A 20,691-nucleotide genomic window follows, 5' to 3' on the forward strand; every position below is an offset into this window, starting at 1 on the left:
CCCCACCATGAGCGACCTGATCAACGATATTAGCCCCGCGACTCGCGGCCTGACCGCCCAGCAGCGCCTCGACAGCATGCTCGTACAGCTCGGTCACAGCCCGCTCCCCACCCCCGAGAGCCAGGCAGAGCGCGGTGCGGCTGCGCTGCCGCCAGCGGGGGATCTCATTGAGCCGGTGCTGCGTATCAACGAAGTGATGCGCCCCTACGGCGTCGAGTTCCACCTCAATGAGTTCGACTCGCGCACCGTGGCGCGGATCGTCGACCGCGACAGCGGCGACGTGATTCGCCAAATTCCCAGCGAAGAAGTGCTGCGCATCGCCGAATCTCTGAGCGAACTGCAGGGTCGTCTGATCAACCTCGAGGTCTAGCAGCCTATCGGGCCATCAGGAACTACGGCACCGCGAGACGGGTCGCATCAATGCATCCACAAAGCCTTTACGAGCGTATAGGCTTGTACAAGATGACCGACCCTCCAGCTCACGGATCGCCGCCATGCTGCCCTTTCGTCGCCTGATTGCCCTACTCTGCCTGCCGCTGCTGGTGACTGGCTGCAGCCGTCATCTTAACGCCCCCGGCCAGCCGCCCACGGCCCTCGACAGCGCCAGCCAGCAGGTCACCCTTCTTGAAGGGCTCACCTACACCCCCGACGCCTGGCCCCAGGCGTTGCAGGCAGATGTCTACCTGCCCGCCGATGACGGCGCGACGCTGCGCCCCGCGGCGCTGGTGGTCCACGGCGGCGGCTGGCAGCGCCGAGATCGCAGCGACATGGCCGGCATCGCCGGGCAGCTGGCCGAGGCCGGTTTCGTGGCGGTCAATATCGAGCATCGCTTTGCGCCGGCGCATCGCTTCCCTGCCCAGCTCCACGACCTGCAGATTGCCATGCGCTGGCTGCACGACCAGGCACCGGACTGGCGCGTCGATACCCAGCGCCTGGTCGGCGTGGGGTTCTCTTCCGGCGCCCACCTGGTAGGGCTCCTCGCCCTCAGCGCCGACCGGGCCGAACTGGCCACGCCCTACGGCGGCGAGCACACCCGGCTGCAGGCGGTACTCGCCGGCGGCATGCCCACCGATCTGTTCAAGTTCGACGATGGCCGGCTGGTGGTGCAGTTCCTCGGCGGCACCCGCGCCGAGGTCCCCGAGCAGTATCGACTGGCCTCACCGGCACGTCAGCTCGGCGACAGCGCCCCGGCGTTCTTCCTGTTCCACGGCACTCAGGACCGCCTGGTGCCGGTCGACCACGCCGCAGACTTTCACCAGGCACTGCTCGAACGCGGCATCCACAGCGAGCTCTACCTGCAGCGGCTGCGCGGCCACCTGACAAGCTTCGTCACCCGCGGCAGCGCCATCGAGGCGGGCATCGACTTCCTCAGCCGCCGGGTCGGCGACTGATCACACCGCCAACCTCGGGTATCATGGCAGCCCGAATCCTTAGAGCCGCAACAGGAACCACGCCATGGCGCAGCCCCCTCGCCCGCTTCTCGTCGTCTACACCGGCGGCACCCTTGGCATGCTGCCCAGCGCCGCGGGCCTGGCCCCCGGGAGTGACATCGGCCGCCGCCTCGACGCCGCCCTGGCCAGCCTGCCGCCGGCACGTCGCGCCGATTTACCGCCCTTCGAGCTGGTCGAGACGCCCCAGCCCATCGACTCCAGCGCCGCCACCCCTGCCACCTGGCAGGCGCTGGCCGAACTGATCGCCGCGCAGCACGGCCGGCAGCGCTATGCGGGTATCGTGGTGCTGCACGGCACCGACACCCTGGCCTGGAGCGCCGCCAGCCTCGCCTACCAGCTTCAGGGCATCGATATACCAGTGGTCGTCAGCGGCGCCATGCTGCCGCTCGAAGCCGAGGGCTCCGACGCCCTGGGCAATTTCGAGGCGGCACTGCGCTTCGCCGCCGAGCAGGGACTCAAGGAGGTCGCGGTGTGCTTTGCCGGCAAGCTGCTGCGCGCCACTCGTACGCGCAAGTGGCACACCCAGGCAGCCGATGCCTTCAGCAGCCCCAACTATCCGCTGCTCGGCGAACTGGTCGACCACCGCCCGGTGCTCTACCCCAGCCGCGGCCTGGCAGAGCAGCAGCGCGGCGCGCCACGCTTCGAGCTGCCCGACTATATTGGTAAGCATGCCAGCAACAGCGTAGTGCGCATCGCGCTGTGGCCCGGCATCGCCGCCTGGCAGGTTGCTGCCTGGCTCGAGCCCAGCGCGGTGCAGGGCGCCCTGCTCGAAGTCTGGGGTGGCGGCAACGCCCCGCAAGACCCTGAGCTGCTTGGCGTACTGGCCCGCGCCAGCGGCGAAGGCAAGCTGCTGGTCGCCCTCAGCCAGTGCCCCCACGGCGGCATCGAGATCGGCCACTACGCCGCCGGCCAGGGCCTTGCCGATGCCGGGGTGCTCTCCGCCGACGCCATGACGCCGGAAGCTGCCTTCACCAAGCTGGTCCACCTGCTGGCCCAGCCGCTCGACGACACCGAGCGCAGGCGACGCTTTCTCACTTCGCTGGCCGGCGAACGTTGAGCGGCAAAGGCCGCTGCGACCCGCTATGGTGTAGGGACATATCGTCCATCAGGGAGACTGCCATGGAACCACCGGTTCACCATTTCAGCGAGCTTTTCGAACAGCTCGGCTTGCCCGCTGACGCCGCCTCCATCGAAGCCTTTATCGAACAACATTCACCGCTGCCGGACGCCCTGCCACTGCCCGACGCTCCCTTCTGGAGCCGCGCCCAGGCCGACTTCCTTCACGAGGCGCTGGAGGACGACGCCGACTGGGCCGAGGTGGTCGACCACCTCGACGCCTCGCTGCGCAAGACCTGAAATCCCCGCACCAGCAACGACGATGCCCGGCCATTTGGCCGGGCATCGTGATGTTATGCCTGGGGAATATGTGAGGATTCCTACCGGGCTGGCGCACCAGCAGCGTGCAACGCAGCGATTCGCTGGTGCGGTCTTTTATTCAGTGTTTACCTAGACCTGCATATTCATCACGTCCTTATAGGCCGTCACCAGGCGATTCCTCACCTGCACGCCCATCTGAAAAGCCACGCTGGCCTTCTGCATATCGACCATCACGTCGTTGAGCGCCACGTCCGGGTCGCCGGACTGGAAAGCGGTGGCTTTGGCGCTGGCGGTCTGCTGCAGCCGGTTGATGCGCTGGATCGAGGCCTGCAGCTCGCTGGCGAAGCCGCCTTGGCCGACCGCCGTGGAGAGGTGCTGGCCCTTGTGCTGGGCGCCGGCGGCCTGGGTCGCCAACGACTGCATCTGCGCCACGGCCGACTGAATCGCGGGTGTACTCATGCGTCTCGACTCACTGGTTGGAGAGCGTGGGGCAAGCCTAGCAAGGCAGGCGCCACCACCAAAGCGGCAATTGGCGAGCAAAACTCCGGCTTTTCTACCCTTTAGCCTTTACCCACCTCCGCATAATGGCGTTCATCAACACGACCGCCTGCCGACACTGGGCGGCGAATCGGACAGCTTGTGGAGCCGGATGGCGCAATGACTTTCGACACCGACGCAGGGCAACGCAGCAGAACTTCAGGAGACACGCTGTGAGCGAGGCCCAGACCAACGCTGGCGCACAGCCGGCCGGCAACCAGCGCAGCGCCGAGGGCGCCGCAACCACAGGGGTGCGCGGCCTGACGACCGCCAAGCTTGCCGAGCAACTGCGAGCCAACCCGCTGGTGCCGCTAATGATCGCCGCGGCGGTGGTGATCGCGATCATCATCGCCCTGCTGCTGTGGGCCAAGAGCCCCGACTACCGCGTGCTTTACAGCAATCTCAGCGAGGCAGACGGCGGCCGCATCATCAACGAACTCGACACCCGCGGCGTCAACTACCGCATGAGCGAAGGCGGCCAGGCGCTACTAGTGCCCAGCGACCAGGTCCACACCCTGCGCCTGCAGCTCGCCGAACAGGGCCTGCCCCAGGGCGGCAACGTCGGTTTCGAGCTGATGGACAACCAGGCCTTCGGGGTCAGCCAGTTCGCCGAGCAGGTCAACTTCCAGCGTGGCATGGAGGGCGAGCTGTCGCGCTCCATCGAATCACTCGGCCCGGTCAACCGGGCGCGCATTCATCTGGCCATGGCCAAGCCGTCGGTCTTCGTCCGCGAGCGCGAGCCGGCCAAGGCCTCGGTGGTGCTCACCCTGCATGGCGGCCGTAGCCTCAGCGAGGGCCAGGTCGATGCCATCGTACACATGGTTTCGAGCAGCGTACCCGAACTCTCCGCCGACGACGTTACCGTGGTCGACCAGGCCGGGCGCCTGCTCTCCCAGCGTGGCGGCACCAGCCGCGACCTCGACGGCACCCAGCTTTCCTATATCGACGAAGTCGAACGCTCCTACCAGCGCCGCATCGAGAACATCCTGTCACCGATCCTGGGCAGCCAGAATGTCCGCGCCCAGGTCGCCGCCCAGATCGACTTCTCCACCCGCGAGGAGACCTCCGAGCGCTATGGACCCAACCAGGCGCCCAACGAAGCCGCGGTACGCAGCTCGCAGTTGAGCACCTCCTACCGCGGCGGCGATGAGCTGGCGATGGGCATTCCCGGCGCCCTCACCAACACCCCGCCGGGCGTCGCCCCCTCGCCGATCAACCAGCCCCTCGATGACGAGGGCAATCCCATCGAGCCGGACGAGCTGGCCGAGGGCGCTGCACCCAGCGACCTGCGCCACGACAACGTGATCAACTACGAAGTCGACCGCAACGTCGAGCATATTCAGCATCGTCGCGGCCAGATCGAGCGCCTCTCGGTGGCAGTGGTGGTCAACTATCGCGAAGAGACCGATGCCGACGGCGACACCCAGCGCGTCGCCTTGAGCGATGCCGAGATCGCCCAGCTCAACCGCCTGGTACGCCAGGCCATGGGCTTCTCCGAAGCACGCGGCGACGCTGTCGAAGTGGTCAACAGCCCCTTCACCCTCGACCAGGAAGAGCTCGACCAGCGCGCCTGGTGGGAATCGCCGGAACTTCAGGCCATGGCCATCAGCGCCGGTCGCTACCTGCTGATCGCCTTCATCGCCCTGCTGCTCTACCTGCTGCTGCTACGTCCGCTGATCAAGCGCTACACCGAGCAGCCGCTGCCTGCGGCCGCCATTCCCGAGCCGGGCTTCCGCGCCACCGTCGGCAACGACGACGAGGACGGCGAGCAAAGCGAGCAAAGCGAGCAGCTCGAGGACGACAGCTACTCACCGCCGCCGCGCAAGAAGCGCAAGTCGTCGGCCTATGAGCAACAGCTCAAGGATGTCCGCGAGATGGCTCAGGAAGACCCGCGCCTGATCGGCATGATCGTGCGCAGCTGGATCCACAAAGACGAGGGCAACAGCTGATGAGCAAGACCGCCCAGATCACCATGAGTGGCGCTCGGCGCAGCGCCATCCTGCTGCTCGCCCTCGACGAGGATAGCGCCGCCGAGGTGTTCAAGTACCTGGCGCCGCGCGAGGTCCAGGAGATCAGCCAGGAGATGGCGACCCTCGACCAGGTCTCCCACGAGGAGATGCGTCAGGTCCTCAACGACTTTCATGACGAGGCCGAGCAGTTCACCGCCATCAACCTGCACTCCAGCGACCATATCCGCTCGGTGCTGACCAAGGCGCTGGGCAGCGAACGCGCTTCGAGCCTGATCGAAGATATCCTCGAGTCCACCAGCACCAGCTCCGGCATCGACTCGCTCAACCTGATGGAAGGTTCGCTGGTCGCCGAAATGATCCGCGACGAACACCCGCAGATCATTGCGACCATCCTGGTGCACCTGGAGCGCCATCAGGCCGCCGATATCCTCGAGCACTTCGACGATAAGCTGCGCAACGACGTGGTGCTGCGTATCGCCACCTTCAGCGGCGTCCAGCCGGCGGCGCTGCAGGAGCTCACCGAAGTGCTCGGCGGCATGCTCGACGGCCAGAATCTCAAGCGCAGCAAGATGGGTGGTGTAAGAACCGCCGCCGAGATTCTCAACCTGATGAATTCCAGTCAGGAAGAGGTGGTCATCGAGACCGTGCGCGCCCACAGCGAAGATCTGGCCCAGAAGATCATCGACGAGATGTTCCTGTTCGAGAACCTGCTCGACCTGGACAATCGCGCCATCCAGCTGGTGCTCAAGGAGATCGATACCAACTCCCTGGTGATCGCGCTCAAGGGCGCCCCGGACGCGCTGATGGAAAAGTTCATGCGCAACATGTCGCAGCGCGCCGCCCAGCTGATGCAGGAGGACATGGAAGCTCGTGGGCCGATCCGCGTCTCCCAGGTCGAGACCGAGCAGAAGAACATCCTGCAAGTGGTGCGGCGCCTGGCAGACGCTGGCGAAATCGTACTGAGCGGTGGAGACGACACCTATGTCTGACGCCTGGCGCGATCTCGACGATCGCCAGGATGACGACTGGCGGCGCTGGCAGATGGATGAGCTGGGTCAGCCACAGCGCGCCCAGCAGGAGCGTGAGCGTAAGCGCCGCGAGGCGATCCGCCAGCAGGCCTTCCAGCGCAATGCCGAGATCGAAGCGCTGCGCGAGAAGGTTCGCGAGGAAGCGCGCCAGGAAGGCTATGCCGCCGGCCAGGCCGAGGGCTACCAGGCCGGCTACGACCAGGGACTCGCCGAAGGCCGCGAAACCGGCGAGCAAGAGCTCAAGCGCCAGGCCCAGAAGACCCTGGCGCCACTCGCCCCACTGGCCCAGCACTTCAGCGAGGCGCTGGCCCGCCTCGACCAGGACATCGCCGACGACCTCGTCGAGCTGGCGCTGACCACCGGCCGCCAGCTGGCCGGCGAGGCCCTCGACGCCCGTCCAGAACAGATCCTCGATATCGTTCGCGAGCTGCTCCACGCCGACCCGGCGCTCAGCGGTCGCCCGCGGCTATGGCTGCACCCCGCCGACCTGAGCCTGGTCAAGGCCCACCTCGGCAACGAATTCGATGCCGCCAACTGGCAGCTGCAGCCCGACGACACCATCAGCCGCGGCGGCTGCCGGGTGACCAGCCCCAGCGGCGAGTTGGATGCGACCTGGGAGCGGCGCTGGGCCACCATCACCGCCATGGTGCGCCAGCGCAAGCCGGGCGACACCCGCGCCAATGGCGACCGCGACAGCGATGCGGCACTCCGCGAAGAGGGCTCCGACAATGGTTGACGCCGTCGCCGATAACCGCCACCAACACCACTGGCAGCAGACGCTGTCGCGAGTCAGCTCGCGTATCGAAACGGTGCCCCACTACCGCAGCAGCGGTCGCATCGTGCGCGCCACCGGCATGGTGCTCGAGGCAGTGGGCCTCAAGGTGGCGCTGGGCAGCGCCTGCAGGATCGAACTCAGCGGCCACGGCGAGACGCAGTACGCCGAGGCCGAGGTGGTGGGCTTCTCCGGCGAGAAACTGTTCCTCATGCCACTCGCCGAGATCAGCGGGCTCTCCCCCGGCGCCCGGGTACTGCCTCTCACCGACGGCGATGGCGGCAGCGCGCGGCGCTTCCCGATCGGCGACTCGCTGCTGGGGCGGGTGGTCGACGGCAACGGCCGCCCGCTTGACGACCAGGGCCCGCTCGACGATGCGCCTTTCGCACCGCTGGCCACGCCACCGCTCAACCCGCTGTCGCGGGCGCCCATCGAAGCGCAGATCGACGTCGGCATTCGCGCCATCAACGCCCTGCTCAGCGTCGGCCGCGGCCAGCGCATGGGCCTGTTTGCCGGCTCCGGCGTCGGTAAGTCGGTGCTGCTGGGCATGATGGCCCGCTACACCCAGGCCGACGTCATCGTCGTCGGTCTGATCGGCGAGCGCGGCCGCGAGGTGCAGGACTTCATCGACAACATCCTCGGCGAAGAGGGCCGCCGCCGCGCCGTGGTGGTCGCCGCCCCCGCCGACACCTCGCCGCTGCAGCGCCTGCAGGGCGCCTCCTACGCCACCCGCCTGGCGGAAGGCTTCCGCGACGCTGGCCGCAACGTACTGCTGATCATGGACTCGCTGACCCGCTACGCCATGGCCCAGCGCGAGATCGCCCTGGCCATCGGCGAACCGCCGGCCACCAAGGGCTACCCGCCGTCGGTATTTGCCAAGCTGCCGGGGCTCGTTGAGCGTGCCGGCAACGCTCGGCGCGGTGGCGGCTCAATCACGGCGTTCTATACCGTGCTCACCGAGGGTGACGACCAGCAGGACCCCATCGCCGACTCGGCGCGGGCGATCCTCGACGGCCATATCGTGCTGTCGCGCACCCTGGCAGAGTCCGGCCACTATCCGGCCATCGACATCGAGGCCTCGATCAGCCGCGCCATGACCGCCATCGTCACCGACGACCAGCAGCGCCAGGCGCAGCAGTTCAAGCAGCTCTTCTCGCGCTTCCAGCGCAATCGCGACCTGATCAGCGTCGGCGCCTACAGCGCCGGCCACGACCCGCAGCTCGACCATGCGGTGCAGATCTACCCGCACCTGGAGCAGTTCCTGCAGCAGCGGATCGATGAGCAGGCCACCGCCGACCAGTCCCGTCAGTCGCTGTCAGCACTCATTGGAGGGGGTAAATGACGCACCAGCAACCGCTCGACACCCTGCTCGACCTGGCCCGCGAGGCCCGCGACAACGCCGGTACGGCGCTGGCCAACGAGCGCCGCACCCAGCAGCACACCGTGGCCCAGCTCGACGCCCTGGGCCGCTACCGGCTGGAGTACGCACAGCGCCTGCAGGACGCCATGCATGCCGGCATCGACCCGGCCACCATGCACAACTATCAGCAGTTCCTGGCCTCGCTTGACGCCGCCATCGTGCGCGCCAGGCAGGCCCTGGGCGATCAAGAGCAGCGCGTGGCTTCGAGTCAGCAGCACTGGCAGCAGGAGCAGCGCAAGCTCTCCTCCTACGACACCCTGGCCAGCCGTCGCGCCGACCAGGTCCGCCAGCAGGCCCAGCGCCATGAACAGCGCGTTAACGATGAACTGAGCACCAATGCCCTGCTGCGCCGCCGGCGCGAGCAGGACGACAGTCACTGACACAACCCCGGCCGCGTCAACCGCGCGGCCGCTTCGCCGGCGAACATCGGCTGGCCCGTACAAGGAGGCACCATGGACATCTCTGCGCTTCTGACCGCCACAGCCGGCACCGGCAAGGCCGCCAACGCCCAGCCCGCAGGCAAGCTCCCCGCCGACGGCGCTTTCGCCAAGCAGCTCAGCCAGGCCGCCAACGCTGCCGGCCTCAGCCAGCTGCTGGAGGCGAGTCATGCCAAGCCTCAGGCCAACGGCGGTGGAGAACTCCCCATCGATCTGGCGGCACTGGCCGAGCGGCTGGTCGAGGATATTGCCAATGACATGGCCGACGACGAGAGCCAGGCCGCAGCGCTGACATTGATCGAGGGCGTGCTCGACGAGGTCAGCGGCGAGGCAATCAGCGAGGCGGCAACAGTCGAATCACCACTGGCCGCCCTCGAGGCGCTGCTCAGCGGCAACGCCCAGGCCAATCGCCCGCTGGCAGGTGCCGTGAACCTGGACGCTGGCGAAGAGTCGGCGCTGCTGGCCGAGGTACGCCAGCGCATGGCACTGATCGACGCCGCCGGCCGACCGCTGGCCGAGCCCGGCCAGGGCAACCCGCCAAGCAGCCAACGACCGGGCGCCGAACTCGCCACTCTGCAGGCGCGCCCCCTCGGCACGGTCGAGGGCGACACGCGCCAATCGCGCGGTGCAAGCAACCCCCTGCTACTCGACCCCGCCGCCGCTCGGGAGGTCCAGCCCGCTGGACGCGAGGCGCTCGCCGAGATCACTCAGCAGGCACTGCGCAGTGCGGCTCAGGCCGCCCCCACGGTGGGCCCCAGCACCACTGCCAGCCCTCAGCCAGCCGTCGGCCTGCCCCAGCCCGGTAGCGAAGCCCCGCTGTTCGCCGCCCTTAATGGCCGCAGCGAGGCACCCAGCGGCGCAAGCGGCGAGGCCAACGGCATCCCAGCACCGCCGGTCGCCAGCGCCCAGGGCACCACCGCCAGCCCGCAACCGCTCGGTCAGCCGCCGGCCAGCGCCGCGCTGAGCGCTCCTGTGGCCAGCCAGCAGTGGCAACAGCAGCTCGGCCAGCAGCTGGTCAACCTAAGCCAGCGCGGCGACCAGCGCGTCGAGCTGCGTCTCAACCCCGCCGAATTGGGACCGCTCTCGGTGAGCCTCAAGCTCGGCGAGAACGGTGCCCAGGCACAGTTCCTCTCGGCCCACGCCCAGGTTCGCGTGGCCCTCGAACAAGCCATCCCGCAGCTGCGCGAGGCCCTCGAGGAGCAGGGTATTTCACTGAGTGAGGCAACGGTCGGCGAGCACGCTGGCGGCGAGATGGCCTTCGCCAACGGCGGCGGTAGTGGCCAGCAAGGCGGTAGCGCATCGGGCGGCGAAGATAATCTGCTGGATGACACCACCGAGGCGCTGCCGGGCAGGCCGCTGGAGCTCGACGGCCGCGTCGATCTTTACGCTTGAGCACGCCGTGCGGCAGTGCGTTGAGTCGTCACCCTCAATGTCTCGCCCGCGGGGCCGATAACGATGTAGCAGGTCAAGGCCTTGCGGATCTGGTAAAGCGCCAAGATACGCCGTTTAGGCCGGCCTTTTCGAACCATGGCGATGGCACGGCTATCGCCATACTGCTTTCTAGAATGCACCCCTCGGGGTCGCCCATCTATCGGTGGCAAAGACAATGGCAAAGAATCGCAGTGCGGGCAGCCGCAAACCTTGGTGGATCATCGGCTTACTGATCATCCTGTTCTCGATGGGCAGCTCGGCGGCCGTGTACTACATGATGGACAGCCGCAGCGGAGAAGGCGGCGCAAGCGCCCAGACCGTAGTCGAAGAGACCCGCGCCCCGGCGCCGATCTTCGTCGACATCAACCCGTTCACGGTCAACCTGCAGAGCCGTCACTACGACCAGCAGCTGCTCTACATCGGGCTGTCGCTACGGGTCGGCAACGAGACCACCCGCGAGCTGATCGAGGAGCACATGCCGCAGGTGCGCAGCCGGCTGCTGATGCTGCTCTCCAGCCAGCAGGCCGAAGATTTGGTCAGCCCCGAGGGCAAGCAGCAGCTCTCGGCCGACATCCTGGCCCTGTTCGACCAGCCGCTGACCAACCCACAGCCGTCACTGATGGTCAACGACGTGCTGTACACCGAATTCATCGTCCAGTGACCGCGACGCTGAACCCTTGAGTCTTCATCGAGAAGTGCAATAGCGCCATGTCCCAAGACGATCTGCTCTCTCAGGAAGAGATCGACGCCCTGCTCAAGGGCGTCAGCGGCGAAGAAGAGGCTGCTCCTAGCGATAGCAAGGGTAGCGACGCGCGTATTCGCCCCTATGACCCGGCCACCCAGCATCGGGTCATACGCGAGCGTCTGCACGCTCTGGACATCATTAACGAGCGGTTCGCGCGGCACTTCCGCATGAGCCTGTTCAACCTGCTGCGGCGCAGTGCCGACATCACCGTCGACACCGTCCGCTACCAAAGCTACAGCGATTTCTCGCGCAATGTGCCGGTGCCCACCAACCTCAATCTGGTGGCACTCAAGCCGCTGCGCGGCTCGGCGCTGGTGGTATTCCCCCCCAGCCTGGTGTTCATGGTGGTCGACAACCTGTTCGGCGGTGACGGGCGTTTTCTCACCAAGTCGGAAGGCCGCGAATTCACCCACACCGAACAGCGCATCATACGCCGCCTGCTCAAGCTCGCCCTGGACGCCTACCAGGAAGCCTGGCGCTCGGTGTACCCGCTGGAGGTGGAGTTCCTGCGTTCCGAGATGCAGGTCAAGTTCGCCAACATCACCAACTCGCCCAACGAGATCGTGGTCAACAGCACCTTCCACCTGGAAGTCGGCAACCTGAACAGCGATTTCCAGATCTGCATGCCCTACTCGATGATCGAGCCGCTGCGCGAGCAGCTCAGCGGCCCGCTCACCGACAGCCACCCCGAAGAGGAGCGGCAGTGGGGCCAGCGCATGGCCGGCGAGATCAAGCGCTCCCACGTCGAACTCATCGCCGACTTCGTCGAGATCCCCAGCAGCATCGGCCGGGTGATGTCGCTCGAAGTTGGCGACGTGCTGCCCATCGAACTCCCGGAGATCGTCACCGCCAGCGTCGACGGCGTGCCGGTGATGCGCTGCGAATACGGTAGCCAACACGGTCAGCGTGCACTGCGCGTTCACAGCCTGATCGAGCATGCTTCGTCATCCAAGTCGGCCAAGGAAACTTTCGTCAAAGGGTCAACGCCGCAAGCCAAGGAATCCGATAATGACTGATCCCAACAAGCCTGATCCCAACAAGCCCGATCAGAGCGCCACAGACGACGATTGGGCCAGCGCCATGGCCGAACAGGGCGATGCGGCGCCCGCCGAGGACGACCCCTGGGCCGAAGCGCTGGCCGAGCAGGCCGAAAGCGAAGCCGAGGAACCCGCCGCAGCCCCGGCCAGCCAGCCGGAAGCCGCCGGTTCCAAGGTCTTCAAGCCCCTCGACAAGGGCCAAGGCAGCGGTGCCGCCCGCGACCTGGAAATGGTCATGGACATCCCGGTCAAGCTCAGCGTCGAGCTCGGCCGCACCCGCATCACCATCAAGCAGCTGCTCGAGCTCGCCCAGGGCTCGGTGATCGAGCTCGAAGGCCTGGCCGGCGAGCCGATGGATATCCTGATCAACGGCTACCTCATCGCCCAGGGCGAAGTGGTGGTAGTGGATGACAAATACGGCATCCGCGTCACCGAGATCATTACCCCCTCCGAGCGCGTGCAGAAACTCAACCGATGAGCGAGCGTGTTTCGACACCCGAGCCCGCCCCGCAGGTCGACACCAGCGGCCTGGCGGCGCTCGAGGGTAGCGTAGGTAGCAGCGACGCCCTGCTTGGCATGGCCGCGCTGGGCAAGACCGCGGCGGCCCTGGCACTGGTGGTAGCGATCATCTTCCTGTGCAGCTATCTGGTCAAGCGCCTGCATCCGCAAGGGCGCGTGCACGGCCAGCACCTCAAGGTGGTCGGCAGCACTGCCGTGGGCAACCGCGAGCGAGTGGTCATCGTCGACGTCGAAGGCACCTGGCTGGTGCTCGGCGTGGGTGGCGGTCAGGTCAGCAAGCTCCACGAATGCGCCGCGCCGGTCGACACTGCACCACCCTCACCGGTGCACCCGGAAGGCGGCAGTTTCGCCACGCGCTTCGCCAGCGCCTTGAAGCAGAACGCCGGCCAGGCCCTGGGCCGCGGCAAGGGCAGCCGGCCGTGACCTCGCTGCAACGCCTTGCACTTGTCTTGCTCATCGCCCTGCTGGCGTGGTGGCTGCCGAGCAGCGCCTTCGCCCAGGCCACCCTCCCCGGTATCACCAGCCAGCCCACCGAGGACGGCGGCCAGCAGTGGTCGATGCATCTGCAGACCCTGCTGCTGCTCAGCTCGATGGCCTTCCTGCCGGCGCTACTGCTGATGATGACCGGCTTCACCCGAATCATCATCGTGCTCAGCCTGCTGCGCACCGCCATGGGCACCCAGTCGGCGCCGCCCAACCAGGTGCTGCTCGGCCTGGCGCTGTTCCTGACCTTCTTCGTGATGTCGCCGGTGTTCGCCCAGGTCTATGAAGATGCCTGGCTGCCGCTCTCCGTCGACGACATGAACTTCGACGAGTTCCTGCTGGTGGCCAGCCAGCCGTTTCGCGAGTTCATGCTGGCCCAGACCCGCGAACCGGACCTGGCACTGTTCGTACGCCTGGCCGACGTCGGCGAAATGCAGGGGCCGGAAGATTTGCCGATGCGCGTGCTGATGCCGGCCTTCGTTACCAGCGAGCTCAAGACCGCCTTCCAGATCGGCTTCACCATCTTTATCCCGTTTCTGATCATCGACCTGGTAGTGGCCAGCGTGCTGATGTCGCTGGGCATGATGATGGTGCCGCCGGCAACCATCTCGCTGCCGTTCAAGCTGATGCTGTTCGTGCTCGTCGACGGCTGGCAGCTGATCATCGGCTCGCTGGCCCAGAGCTTCTATCTATGACCATCGCCACCATCAGCGGGGCGCCCCAGCGCCGCGCAAGGAGTAAACCATGACACCCGAGGTCGTCATGAGCATGGCCTATCAGGGCATGCGGATTACGCTGTTCCTAGCCGCCCCCCTGCTCATTACCGCACTGCTCACGGGCCTTACCGTCAGCCTCTTCCAGGCCGCCACCCAGATCAACGAGATGACGCTGTCGTTCATCCCCAAGATCCTCGGCGTATTCACGGTACTGGTGTTCGCCGGTCCCTGGCTGCTCAAATTGATCACCGACTTCACCCGCGAGCTGTTCACCAACATCCCGCTGATGTTGAGCTGACGACGCCCACCCATGGTCGAGGTCACCTTTGCCCAGCTGCAGACCTGGCTGATGCTGTTTCTGTGGCCCTTCGTGCGCATCACCGCGTTCATGATGGCCGCACCGCTGATGGGCCACTCATCGGTACCCAATCAGGCCAAGATCGGCCTGGCGGTGCTGCTCACGGTAGTCATTGGCCCCAGCCTGCCGGAACTGCCCGATGCACCGCTCATCTCCTGGGCGAGCCTTGGCATCATGGTCGAGCAGATGCTTATCGGCGTCGCCATCGGGCTGACCATGCAAGTGATGTTTGCGGTAGTGCAGGCGGCCGGCGAGTTCATCGGCCTGCAGATGGGCCTGGCCTTCGCCACCTTCTTCGATGCCGGCAGCGGCACCAACACCATGATCCTGTCGCGGGTGCTATACATGATCACCCTGCTGATGTTCCTGGCCTTCAACGGCCACCTGATCGTGATCGAGATCATCGCCTCGACCTTCGTCACCCTGCCGATCGGCATCGGCAGCTTCAACGCCGGCGCCTTCGAGATGCTGGTGCGCTTCGGCGGCACCATCTTCGTCTCAGGCATGCTGTTGGCACTGCCGCTGGTCGGCTCGCTGCTGATCATCAACCTCTCGCTGGGCATCCTCAACCGCTCGGCGCCGCAGCTCACGGTATTCAATATCGGCTTCCCCACCTCGCTGACCGTGGGCATCTTCCTGCTGATGGTGCTGATGACCGACTTCGCCCGCTTCCTGCAGCGGCTTTTCAGTGACAGCCTGGTGTTTCTGCAGCACCTACTCGAGGCGATGGCGCCGCTGAGCTGATATCCGGCTGCAACCTCCAGGCTTAGGCGAGTGCCGCCAGAGCCTTCTCCAACGACGCCTGCTGGCGCTGCTCGTAGAGCGCGATCTCGTCGATGGCCTTGGCCCCCAGCGCCTCCTCGAACTGCGCCTGGTTGGAGTGACTGGCGTATTCATCGCGCACGCCGTCGCCGAGGTTGGACTGGAATATCCCCGCCGCGCTGACCGGCAGGAAGTCTTCGTAGGTCATCGGCGCGGCAGTCAGTGCGTCCTGGGCGATCAACGCTTCCACGTCGTGTTCATCGCCCGCCGTCGCGCCGGGCACGGCACGGTAGTGGAAGAACGCCAGCCCCTCGCGGCGCAGCGCGGCGGGGTCGTCGGGGAAGTCGGCAAACACCTCGCTGAGCTGCACCTGGTGGCTCTGGTTGTCGGTGGCAGTGCCGCCCTCCCGCGAGGCCGTCAGCAGCCGGTCGTAGAGCGCGCGCCCCTTGCGCGTCAGCGCCACGCCGCGCTGCTCGATCTCGCCGAAGCGCGCGGTGTGGTGGCCCTGCTCGTTGCCGGCAAAACGGATCGGCTCCTCCAGCGCCTTGAAGCTGGTCTGGCGCAGCAGGATCGGGCAGGCGCGGCGCGGTGGGCCTTCGATGATCGCCTTGGGGTCGATGCCGGCCGCAGGCATGCGCCGCTGCACTTCGTCGATATCCAGGGTCCGCGGCGTGAGATGGTTGATATGCGGGCCGCGAAAACACACCACGTCGGCGATCAGGCGGTGCTCGTCGCTCAGCGCGCGGTAGGTGGCCAGGTCGACGGTGGCCTCGCGGTGCCAGCGGAAGGTCTCCAGCGCCTCGGCCACGAAGCGCTCGGCCTGCTCGGCATCGAGCCCACCCTGGCGCTCGGCGGTGGCGACCAGCTCCCGCGCGCCGGGGGTGAAGATATCGCGGGCGGCAAGGATCTCGGCGGCGCGCTGGCGCAGCTCGGCGTCCTCGATCAGCTCCAGGCGCAGCAGCGAGGTAAACACGCGGAACGGGTTGCGCTTGAGCGCGGCGTCGTCCACCGGACGAAACGCCGTGGAGTGCACCGGCACCCCGGCCTCGGAGAGGTCGTAGTAGCCCACCGGGTGCATGCCCATCACCGCAAACACTCGGCGCAGCATGGCCAGTTCCGCCGGCGTGCCGACGCGAATCGCACCGTGGCGCTCCACGTCGAGCCGCACCAGCTCGTCGCCGTCGCGCAGTTCGGCGTGCAGCGCGGGGTTTGCCGCCAGCGTCTCGCGGTTGACCGCCTCGACCAGCGCCAGCAGCGTGCCGTACTGCGGCACCTCATGGCGGTACATCTCCGACATCGCCTTGGCAAAGTTGCCGCGAATCTCGTCCGTGGCTATCCAGTTGCTCATCTGGGCCTCCTGTGGCCGACATTACTCAGCATAGCGCTATCAGAACAAGACAAGGCTCGAGGCACAAACGAATAAAACGACGTCATGCATTCCATTTGTTCATGGATAAAAGATAATGTACCGACGTTTTATGCTCCCAATCGTTGATAAAAGAATGCCAGTAAGGAATATCTCAGCATCATGACGCGTCAGCTCCCCTCCACCACCGCCATGCAGTGCTTCGAGGCCGCCGCGCGGCACAAGAGCTTTACTCGTGCCGCCGAGGCGCTGAGCCTGACCCAGAGTGCGGTGAGCAAGCAGGTCGCGCAACTGGAGGCCCACCTGCAGCACAAGCTGTTCCGCCGCGTGCGGCGCAGCCTGGTGCTGACTCCGGAGGGTGCGATCTACCTGAGCGACGTGCGCAAGGTGCTGGCGCAGATCGAGATGTCGACCCGCGCCATCATGACCTATAGCGGCAATAGCGAGGTGCTCAAGGTGGCGACCCTGCCGAGCTTTGGCACGCGCTGGCTGGCCGACCGGCTACCGGGGTTCCTGGCCGCCAACCCGCGCATCAGCCTGGAGTTCCACGATCGCGTCGAGGACTTCGACCTAGAGCAGCAGAATATCGACGTGGCGTTTTTCTACGGCCACGGCAGCTGGCCCGACCTGGAGTGCCACAAGCTTGCCAACGAGGAGATGGTAGCCGTCGCCGCCCCGGTACTGTTGGCCACTCACACGCCGGCCTCGGCCAGCGACCTCGCCGAGCTGCCGCTGCTGCACCTCTCGACCCGCCCCGACGCCTGGCACCAGTGGTTCGCCGAGCAGCATATCGGCACCGACCGCAGCTACCATGGCAGCCGTTTCGAGACCTTCCCGATGCTGGTGCGCACGGCCATGGCCGGCGGTGGCGTGGCCCTGGTGCCACGCTTCACGGTCGACGAGGAGCTCGACAGCGGGCGCCTCGCGGTTGCCGCCCCCCACCGCCTGCGCAGCGCCAGCGCCTACTACCTGGTCTATCCTGAACACCTCGGCGAACTGGCCAAGGTGCGACGCTTCGTCGAGCATATCCTCAGCACCCTGCCGACATAAAAAAACCGCTGCCGAGGCAGCGGTGAAGAGAGCAGCACACACCACTCAGAGACGATCGAACAGCGACATCCCCTGGATGTCGACGAAGGCCTTCTGCGCAGCCTGCAGGCCGACCTGGCGCAGGCTGTATTCGGAGATCGCCTCGGCGTAGTCGAGGTCGATCAGATCGGAGAGGGTCTGCTCATAGTTGAGCATGCGATTACCGCCCACCGAGTCGACCACGTCGATCTCGTTGAGGCGAGCGCCCACCGAGGCGCGCACGGTGAGAACATTGTCGAGACTGTTGTCGAGCTCGCGCATCGAGGTGTTGAGGGTATTGCGCAGCGCGGCTTTCTGCTGGGGCGTCTCGGCGGGCTGCTCGAGCACCGCCAGGGCATTCTCGAAGGTCCTGAACAGATTGGGCTCCATCTGAGTGGCGCGACCCAGAGTAAAGCCATCGCCGTCGGCCGCTGTGCCGTTCAGGGTCAGGCTCAGGCCGCCAAAGCGGATCTGCTCGCCAGCGACGTAGTCAACGTCCTGATAGTCCTCGGCGGGATCGAGTGCCACCCACTGCTGCGTGGCGGTATCAAAGGTTTCCACCGTGTAGGTGGCATCCTCGCCATCCCCGCTGAATTCGATGCGGTACTGCTGCCCATAACCGGGATCTGATGAGTCAACCACTGTGGGGCCAGTGACGATCAAACTACCCTGATTGTCGCCCATCTCGGTAATGTACTTGGCGCCGCTGGGCACGCTGGCAAAAATCTTGTTGCCGTTGTCGGTGACGGGCAACAGCCGCGAGGAGTCGATGCGCTGTTCGCGGACGTTGTTGTCGCCGACATAGCTTACCGAGCCATCCGCCTCACGCACGTAGGGCGGGCTGCTGTCCTGGTAACCGCCGAACAGGTAGCGGCCGTTGCCGTCGGTGGCATTGGCCTGGCCGATCACGGTCTCGTAGATGCCGCGCAGCTCGCTGGCGATAGACTGGCGATCGACGTCGCTGAGGGTATCGCTGGAGGCCTGGATCATCAGCGTCTTGGCGCTGGCGATGGCATCGCTGACGCTGTTGAGGATGCTCTCCTCCTGGGACAGCGAGTTGCGCGCGCTGACCCGGGCATCCATGTGCTGCTGAGTAACCGCCTTGGACTGGGCAACCCCTACCGCCCGCGAGGCGGCCTGGGGGTCATCCGAAGGGTTGACCACCCGCCGCCCGGAGGCGATCTGCTGGCCAACCTTCATGAAATCATTCTGCTGGCGGTTCATGCTCGAGACGCTCTGCTCGAACATGGTCACGGTGCTGACGCGCATTGCGGTTAACTCCTAAACGAATCAGGCACGCAGGCCTAGAATGGTATCCAGCAGCGACGAGCCAATGTCGATGACCCGCGCATTGGCCTGATAGTACTGCTGATAGCGGATCAGGTTGGCGGCCTCTTCATCCAGGTTGACCCCGGACTCGGACTGCTGCACGGCGCGCAGCTGATCGGTCAAGCCCTGCTGGGCGTCGAGATTGACCTGCACGATATTGGTGCGATTGCCCACGTCGCTGACCATGGAGCCGTAGGCCTGGCTGACGCTAGAAGTACCGCCCACCAATGAGACGTCCTGCAGCCCCTGCATGGCCAGCGCATTGCGGTTATTACCGGTGCCGGGAGGCGCAGCGCTCAGCGTCAGGCTGGTTTCCTGTCCTGCGGCAGGAAGTTCGCTGACCGTAAAGCTGACGCCATCAACGGTCAGCGTATCGCCGGCAACGATCGGGTCACCATCATTCATTACCTCACCGTTGCGCAGAACCTCGACACCTGTCCCATCATTAAATGAGAGCACACCATTCTCATCCAGGGTCAGTTCGAAGCCATCGCCATCGATATTCTGCAGTGCCCCGGGGGCTGCGCTCAGCCGACCAATGGCCATATCGCCATCCGTCTCGACAAAGCTCGCCGCAGCGATCTTGTCGAGGTCGCTGATCTGTGTCTCCATGCTGGCGCCGGCGCGGCGCACCGGCTGCACCTCGAAGCGGTCGCCATTCTCGAAGCCGGCGCCGTCGAAGCCGATCACCACGCCACCGAAGCTAAGCTCGTTGGTTCCTGGATCAAAGGCATGGTCGACCACTCGCCCATTGTCCTTGCGTACCACTTCGAAGGCCGGCGCGCCGCCATCCGTGACCCGCACGGTGTAGTCGGTGGCGCGCAGGTCGTCGAGATCACCAAAGCGCGCCTCTGCGATCTCGACAGCGCTGTTGTTGCGCTCGTTACGGTATGCCTGAGGCTGGCCGATACTGAAGAGATCCTCGCCCTGCTCACCGTTGAGGTCCTGGCCCAGGCGATGCTGTTCGTTGAAACCCGCCGCCAGCGATACCGCCAGCTGACCGATCTGGTTCTGGGTCTTGTCGAGGGTCTCGGCACGGAAGGTCATCAGCCCGCCGAGTGTGCCGCCGGTCACCGCACCCTCGTTGAGCTGGGAGACGCTGCCGTTGCCGTCGCGGTAGCCGAGCACCATGCGCTGCGGGTCATTGGCCGACTCGATGGCCTCGAGATCGAACTGGTTGGTGCCCGACACCAGCGGTTGCCCATTGGGCAGCGAGATGTTGTAGGTCTTGCCGTCCTGGATATTGACACGCACATTCATGCGCTTGCTGAGATCGGCAATCGCCTCGTCGCGCTGATTGAGCAGGCTGTTGGGTGCCTGGCCAGTACGCGCGCGAGCCAGGGCGATCTCCTTGTTCAAGCCGGCGATCTGGTCGGTAAGGTTGTTGATCTGGGTGACTTCGTCCCGTATCTGGCCATTGACGCCGCGCTGCATGTCGTCCAGATAACGATCAAAGGAGCGGAACTGGGCGCTCAGGGTATCGGCCGCGCCCAGCACGCCCTGACGGGCGGCGGGGTCGGACGGCGATCCGGCCAGGTCTTCCATGGCCGAGAAGAAGTTCTGCATCAGCGGCGCCAGGCCGGCGTCGCGGTCGGCGAGCAGGTTGTCGATCTGGCTGATCTGACCCTGATAGGCCTTGAGCGCGCTGGACGAGCTGGTCGACGCATTGAGCTGGTCGGCAACGTACTGGTTGAACTGCCGCTGGATGTCGTTGACCTTGACACCGCCCGCCCCGCCGCCTTCACCTAGCAGCGTCAGCTCGCGGTTATAGCCCGGCGTGTAGACGTTGCTGATGTTGTTGCTGGTGGTGTTCAAGGCGTTCTGAGCGGCGTTAAGCCCGCTCAAGCCGATGGAAAAAATGCTCATGATTCCGTTCCCTTAAGCC

General features: G+C 65.8%; 22 protein-coding genes. 18 read left to right on the plus strand and 4 right to left on the minus strand.

Annotated elements, in window-relative coordinates; all coding sequences use genetic code 11:
• Window positions 1-7 precede the first annotated feature (7 nt).
• The 4 genes from QC821_RS12210 to QC821_RS12225 all read left to right on the plus strand — a co-directional run bounded on the left by QC821_RS12210 (window position 8) and on the right by QC821_RS12225 (window position 2,807).
• Complete coding sequence (locus QC821_RS12210) at window positions 8-370, plus strand: flagellar protein FlaG (protein ID WP_309721690.1); 363 nt, start codon at window positions 8-10, stop codon at window positions 368-370.
• 124 nt (window positions 371-494) lie between these two features.
• Window positions 495-1,391, plus strand: a complete 897-nt coding sequence (locus QC821_RS12215) for an alpha/beta hydrolase (protein ID WP_309721692.1) — start codon at window positions 495-497, stop codon at window positions 1,389-1,391.
• 64 nt (window positions 1,392-1,455) lie between these two features.
• Complete coding sequence (locus QC821_RS12220) at window positions 1,456-2,508, plus strand: asparaginase (RefSeq protein WP_309721695.1); 1,053 nt, start codon at window positions 1,456-1,458, stop codon at window positions 2,506-2,508.
• 62 nt (window positions 2,509-2,570) lie between these two features.
• Window positions 2,571-2,807, plus strand: coding sequence for a DUF2789 domain-containing protein (locus QC821_RS12225; RefSeq protein WP_309721697.1), 237 nt, complete (start codon window positions 2,571-2,573; stop codon window positions 2,805-2,807).
• Window positions 2,808-2,957: 150 nt separating this feature from the next.
• Here QC821_RS12225 and fliE read toward each other — a convergent pair whose 3' ends face one another.
• Window positions 2,958-3,287, minus strand: a complete 330-nt coding sequence (gene fliE, locus QC821_RS12230) for a flagellar hook-basal body complex protein FliE (protein ID WP_309721700.1) — start codon at window positions 3,285-3,287, stop codon at window positions 2,958-2,960.
• A 251-nt stretch (window positions 3,288-3,538) separates the two neighbouring features.
• Between fliE and fliF the strand changes: the two genes are divergently transcribed.
• From fliF to fliR, 13 genes are all read left to right on the plus strand, one after another.
• Window positions 3,539-5,314, plus strand: a complete 1,776-nt coding sequence (fliF, locus tag QC821_RS12235; protein WP_422720111.1) for a flagellar basal-body MS-ring/collar protein FliF — start codon at window positions 3,539-3,541, stop codon at window positions 5,312-5,314.
• Complete coding sequence (gene fliG / locus QC821_RS12240) at window positions 5,314-6,324, plus strand: flagellar motor switch protein FliG (RefSeq protein ID WP_309721703.1); 1,011 nt, start codon at window positions 5,314-5,316, stop codon at window positions 6,322-6,324. The genes fliF and fliG overlap by 1 nt, the downstream gene beginning before the upstream one ends.
• A complete protein-coding gene (gene fliH, locus QC821_RS12245; protein ID WP_309721706.1) occupies window positions 6,317-7,099 on the plus strand; it encodes a flagellar assembly protein FliH in 783 nt (260 codons plus the stop codon). The genes fliG and fliH overlap by 8 nt, the downstream gene beginning before the upstream one ends.
• Window positions 7,092-8,477, plus strand: a complete 1,386-nt coding sequence (fliI, locus tag QC821_RS12250; RefSeq protein WP_309721707.1) for a flagellar protein export ATPase FliI — start codon at window positions 7,092-7,094, stop codon at window positions 8,475-8,477. The genes fliH and fliI overlap by 8 nt, the downstream gene beginning before the upstream one ends.
• Window positions 8,474-8,935 carry a flagellar export protein FliJ gene (fliJ, locus tag QC821_RS12255; RefSeq protein WP_309721709.1) on the plus strand — a complete coding sequence of 154 codons (462 nt, stop codon included), beginning with the start codon at window positions 8,474-8,476 and terminating at the stop codon, window positions 8,933-8,935. Before fliI ends, fliJ begins: the two co-directional genes overlap by 4 nt.
• Before the next feature lie 72 nt (window positions 8,936-9,007).
• Window positions 9,008-10,384 carry a flagellar hook-length control protein FliK gene (locus QC821_RS12260; RefSeq protein ID WP_309721712.1) on the plus strand — a complete coding sequence of 459 codons (1,377 nt, stop codon included), beginning with the start codon at window positions 9,008-9,010 and terminating at the stop codon, window positions 10,382-10,384.
• Between the two features lie 214 nt (window positions 10,385-10,598).
• A complete protein-coding gene (gene fliL / locus QC821_RS12265; protein WP_309721717.1) occupies window positions 10,599-11,084 on the plus strand; it encodes a flagellar basal body-associated protein FliL in 486 nt (161 codons plus the stop codon).
• A gap of 47 nt (window positions 11,085-11,131) precedes the next feature.
• Window positions 11,132-12,184, plus strand: coding sequence for a flagellar motor switch protein FliM (fliM, locus tag QC821_RS12270; RefSeq protein ID WP_309721720.1), 1,053 nt, complete (start codon window positions 11,132-11,134; stop codon window positions 12,182-12,184).
• Window positions 12,177-12,683: a flagellar motor switch protein FliN gene (gene fliN, locus QC821_RS12275; RefSeq protein ID WP_309721723.1), complete on the plus strand. Its 507-nt coding sequence runs from the start codon at window positions 12,177-12,179 to the stop codon at window positions 12,681-12,683. Before fliM ends, fliN begins: the two co-directional genes overlap by 8 nt.
• Entirely contained in the window at window positions 12,680-13,147 is a 468-nt protein-coding gene (fliO, locus tag QC821_RS12280; RefSeq protein WP_309721727.1) for a flagellar biosynthetic protein FliO, read from the plus strand. The genes fliN and fliO overlap by 4 nt, the downstream gene beginning before the upstream one ends.
• Window positions 13,144-13,902 (plus strand): flagellar type III secretion system pore protein FliP, encoded by a 759-nt coding sequence (gene fliP, locus QC821_RS12285; RefSeq protein WP_422720112.1) that lies wholly within the window; start codon window positions 13,144-13,146, stop codon window positions 13,900-13,902. The genes fliO and fliP overlap by 4 nt, the downstream gene beginning before the upstream one ends.
• Before the next feature lie 49 nt (window positions 13,903-13,951).
• Window positions 13,952-14,221, plus strand: coding sequence for a flagellar biosynthesis protein FliQ (gene fliQ, locus QC821_RS12290; RefSeq protein ID WP_095619068.1), 270 nt, complete (start codon window positions 13,952-13,954; stop codon window positions 14,219-14,221).
• Between the two features lie 12 nt (window positions 14,222-14,233).
• Entirely contained in the window at window positions 14,234-15,025 is a 792-nt protein-coding gene (fliR, locus tag QC821_RS12295; protein ID WP_309721732.1) for a flagellar biosynthetic protein FliR, read from the plus strand.
• A gap of 22 nt (window positions 15,026-15,047) precedes the next feature.
• Here the strand turns inward: fliR and hglS are convergent, their stop codons facing one another.
• A complete protein-coding gene (hglS, locus tag QC821_RS12300) occupies window positions 15,048-16,391 on the minus strand; it encodes a 2-oxoadipate dioxygenase/decarboxylase HglS (RefSeq protein WP_309721734.1) in 1,344 nt (447 codons plus the stop codon).
• Between the two features lie 177 nt (window positions 16,392-16,568).
• Here hglS and QC821_RS12305 point away from each other — a divergent pair, with 177 nt between their 5' ends.
• Window positions 16,569-17,459: a LysR substrate-binding domain-containing protein gene (locus tag QC821_RS12305; RefSeq protein WP_309722225.1), complete on the plus strand. Its 891-nt coding sequence runs from the start codon at window positions 16,569-16,571 to the stop codon at window positions 17,457-17,459.
• 45 nt (window positions 17,460-17,504) lie between these two features.
• On the opposite strand, the gene flgL is transcribed toward QC821_RS12305, so the two are convergent.
• Together flgL and flgK are read right to left on the minus strand one after the other, a co-directional pair.
• On the minus strand, window positions 17,505-18,746 hold the full coding sequence (gene flgL / locus QC821_RS12310) for a flagellar hook-associated protein FlgL (RefSeq protein ID WP_309721737.1): 1,242 nt from the start codon (window positions 18,744-18,746) through the stop codon (window positions 17,505-17,507).
• Between the two features lie 21 nt (window positions 18,747-18,767).
• Complete coding sequence (gene flgK / locus QC821_RS12315; RefSeq protein ID WP_309721740.1) at window positions 18,768-20,672, minus strand: flagellar hook-associated protein FlgK; 1,905 nt, start codon at window positions 20,670-20,672, stop codon at window positions 18,768-18,770.
• Window positions 20,673-20,691: the final 19 nt, after the last annotated feature.

The organism is Franzmannia qiaohouensis (genome assembly GCF_031451695.1).
Classification (GTDB): Bacteria; Pseudomonadota; Gammaproteobacteria; order Pseudomonadales; family Halomonadaceae; genus Franzmannia; species Franzmannia qiaohouensis.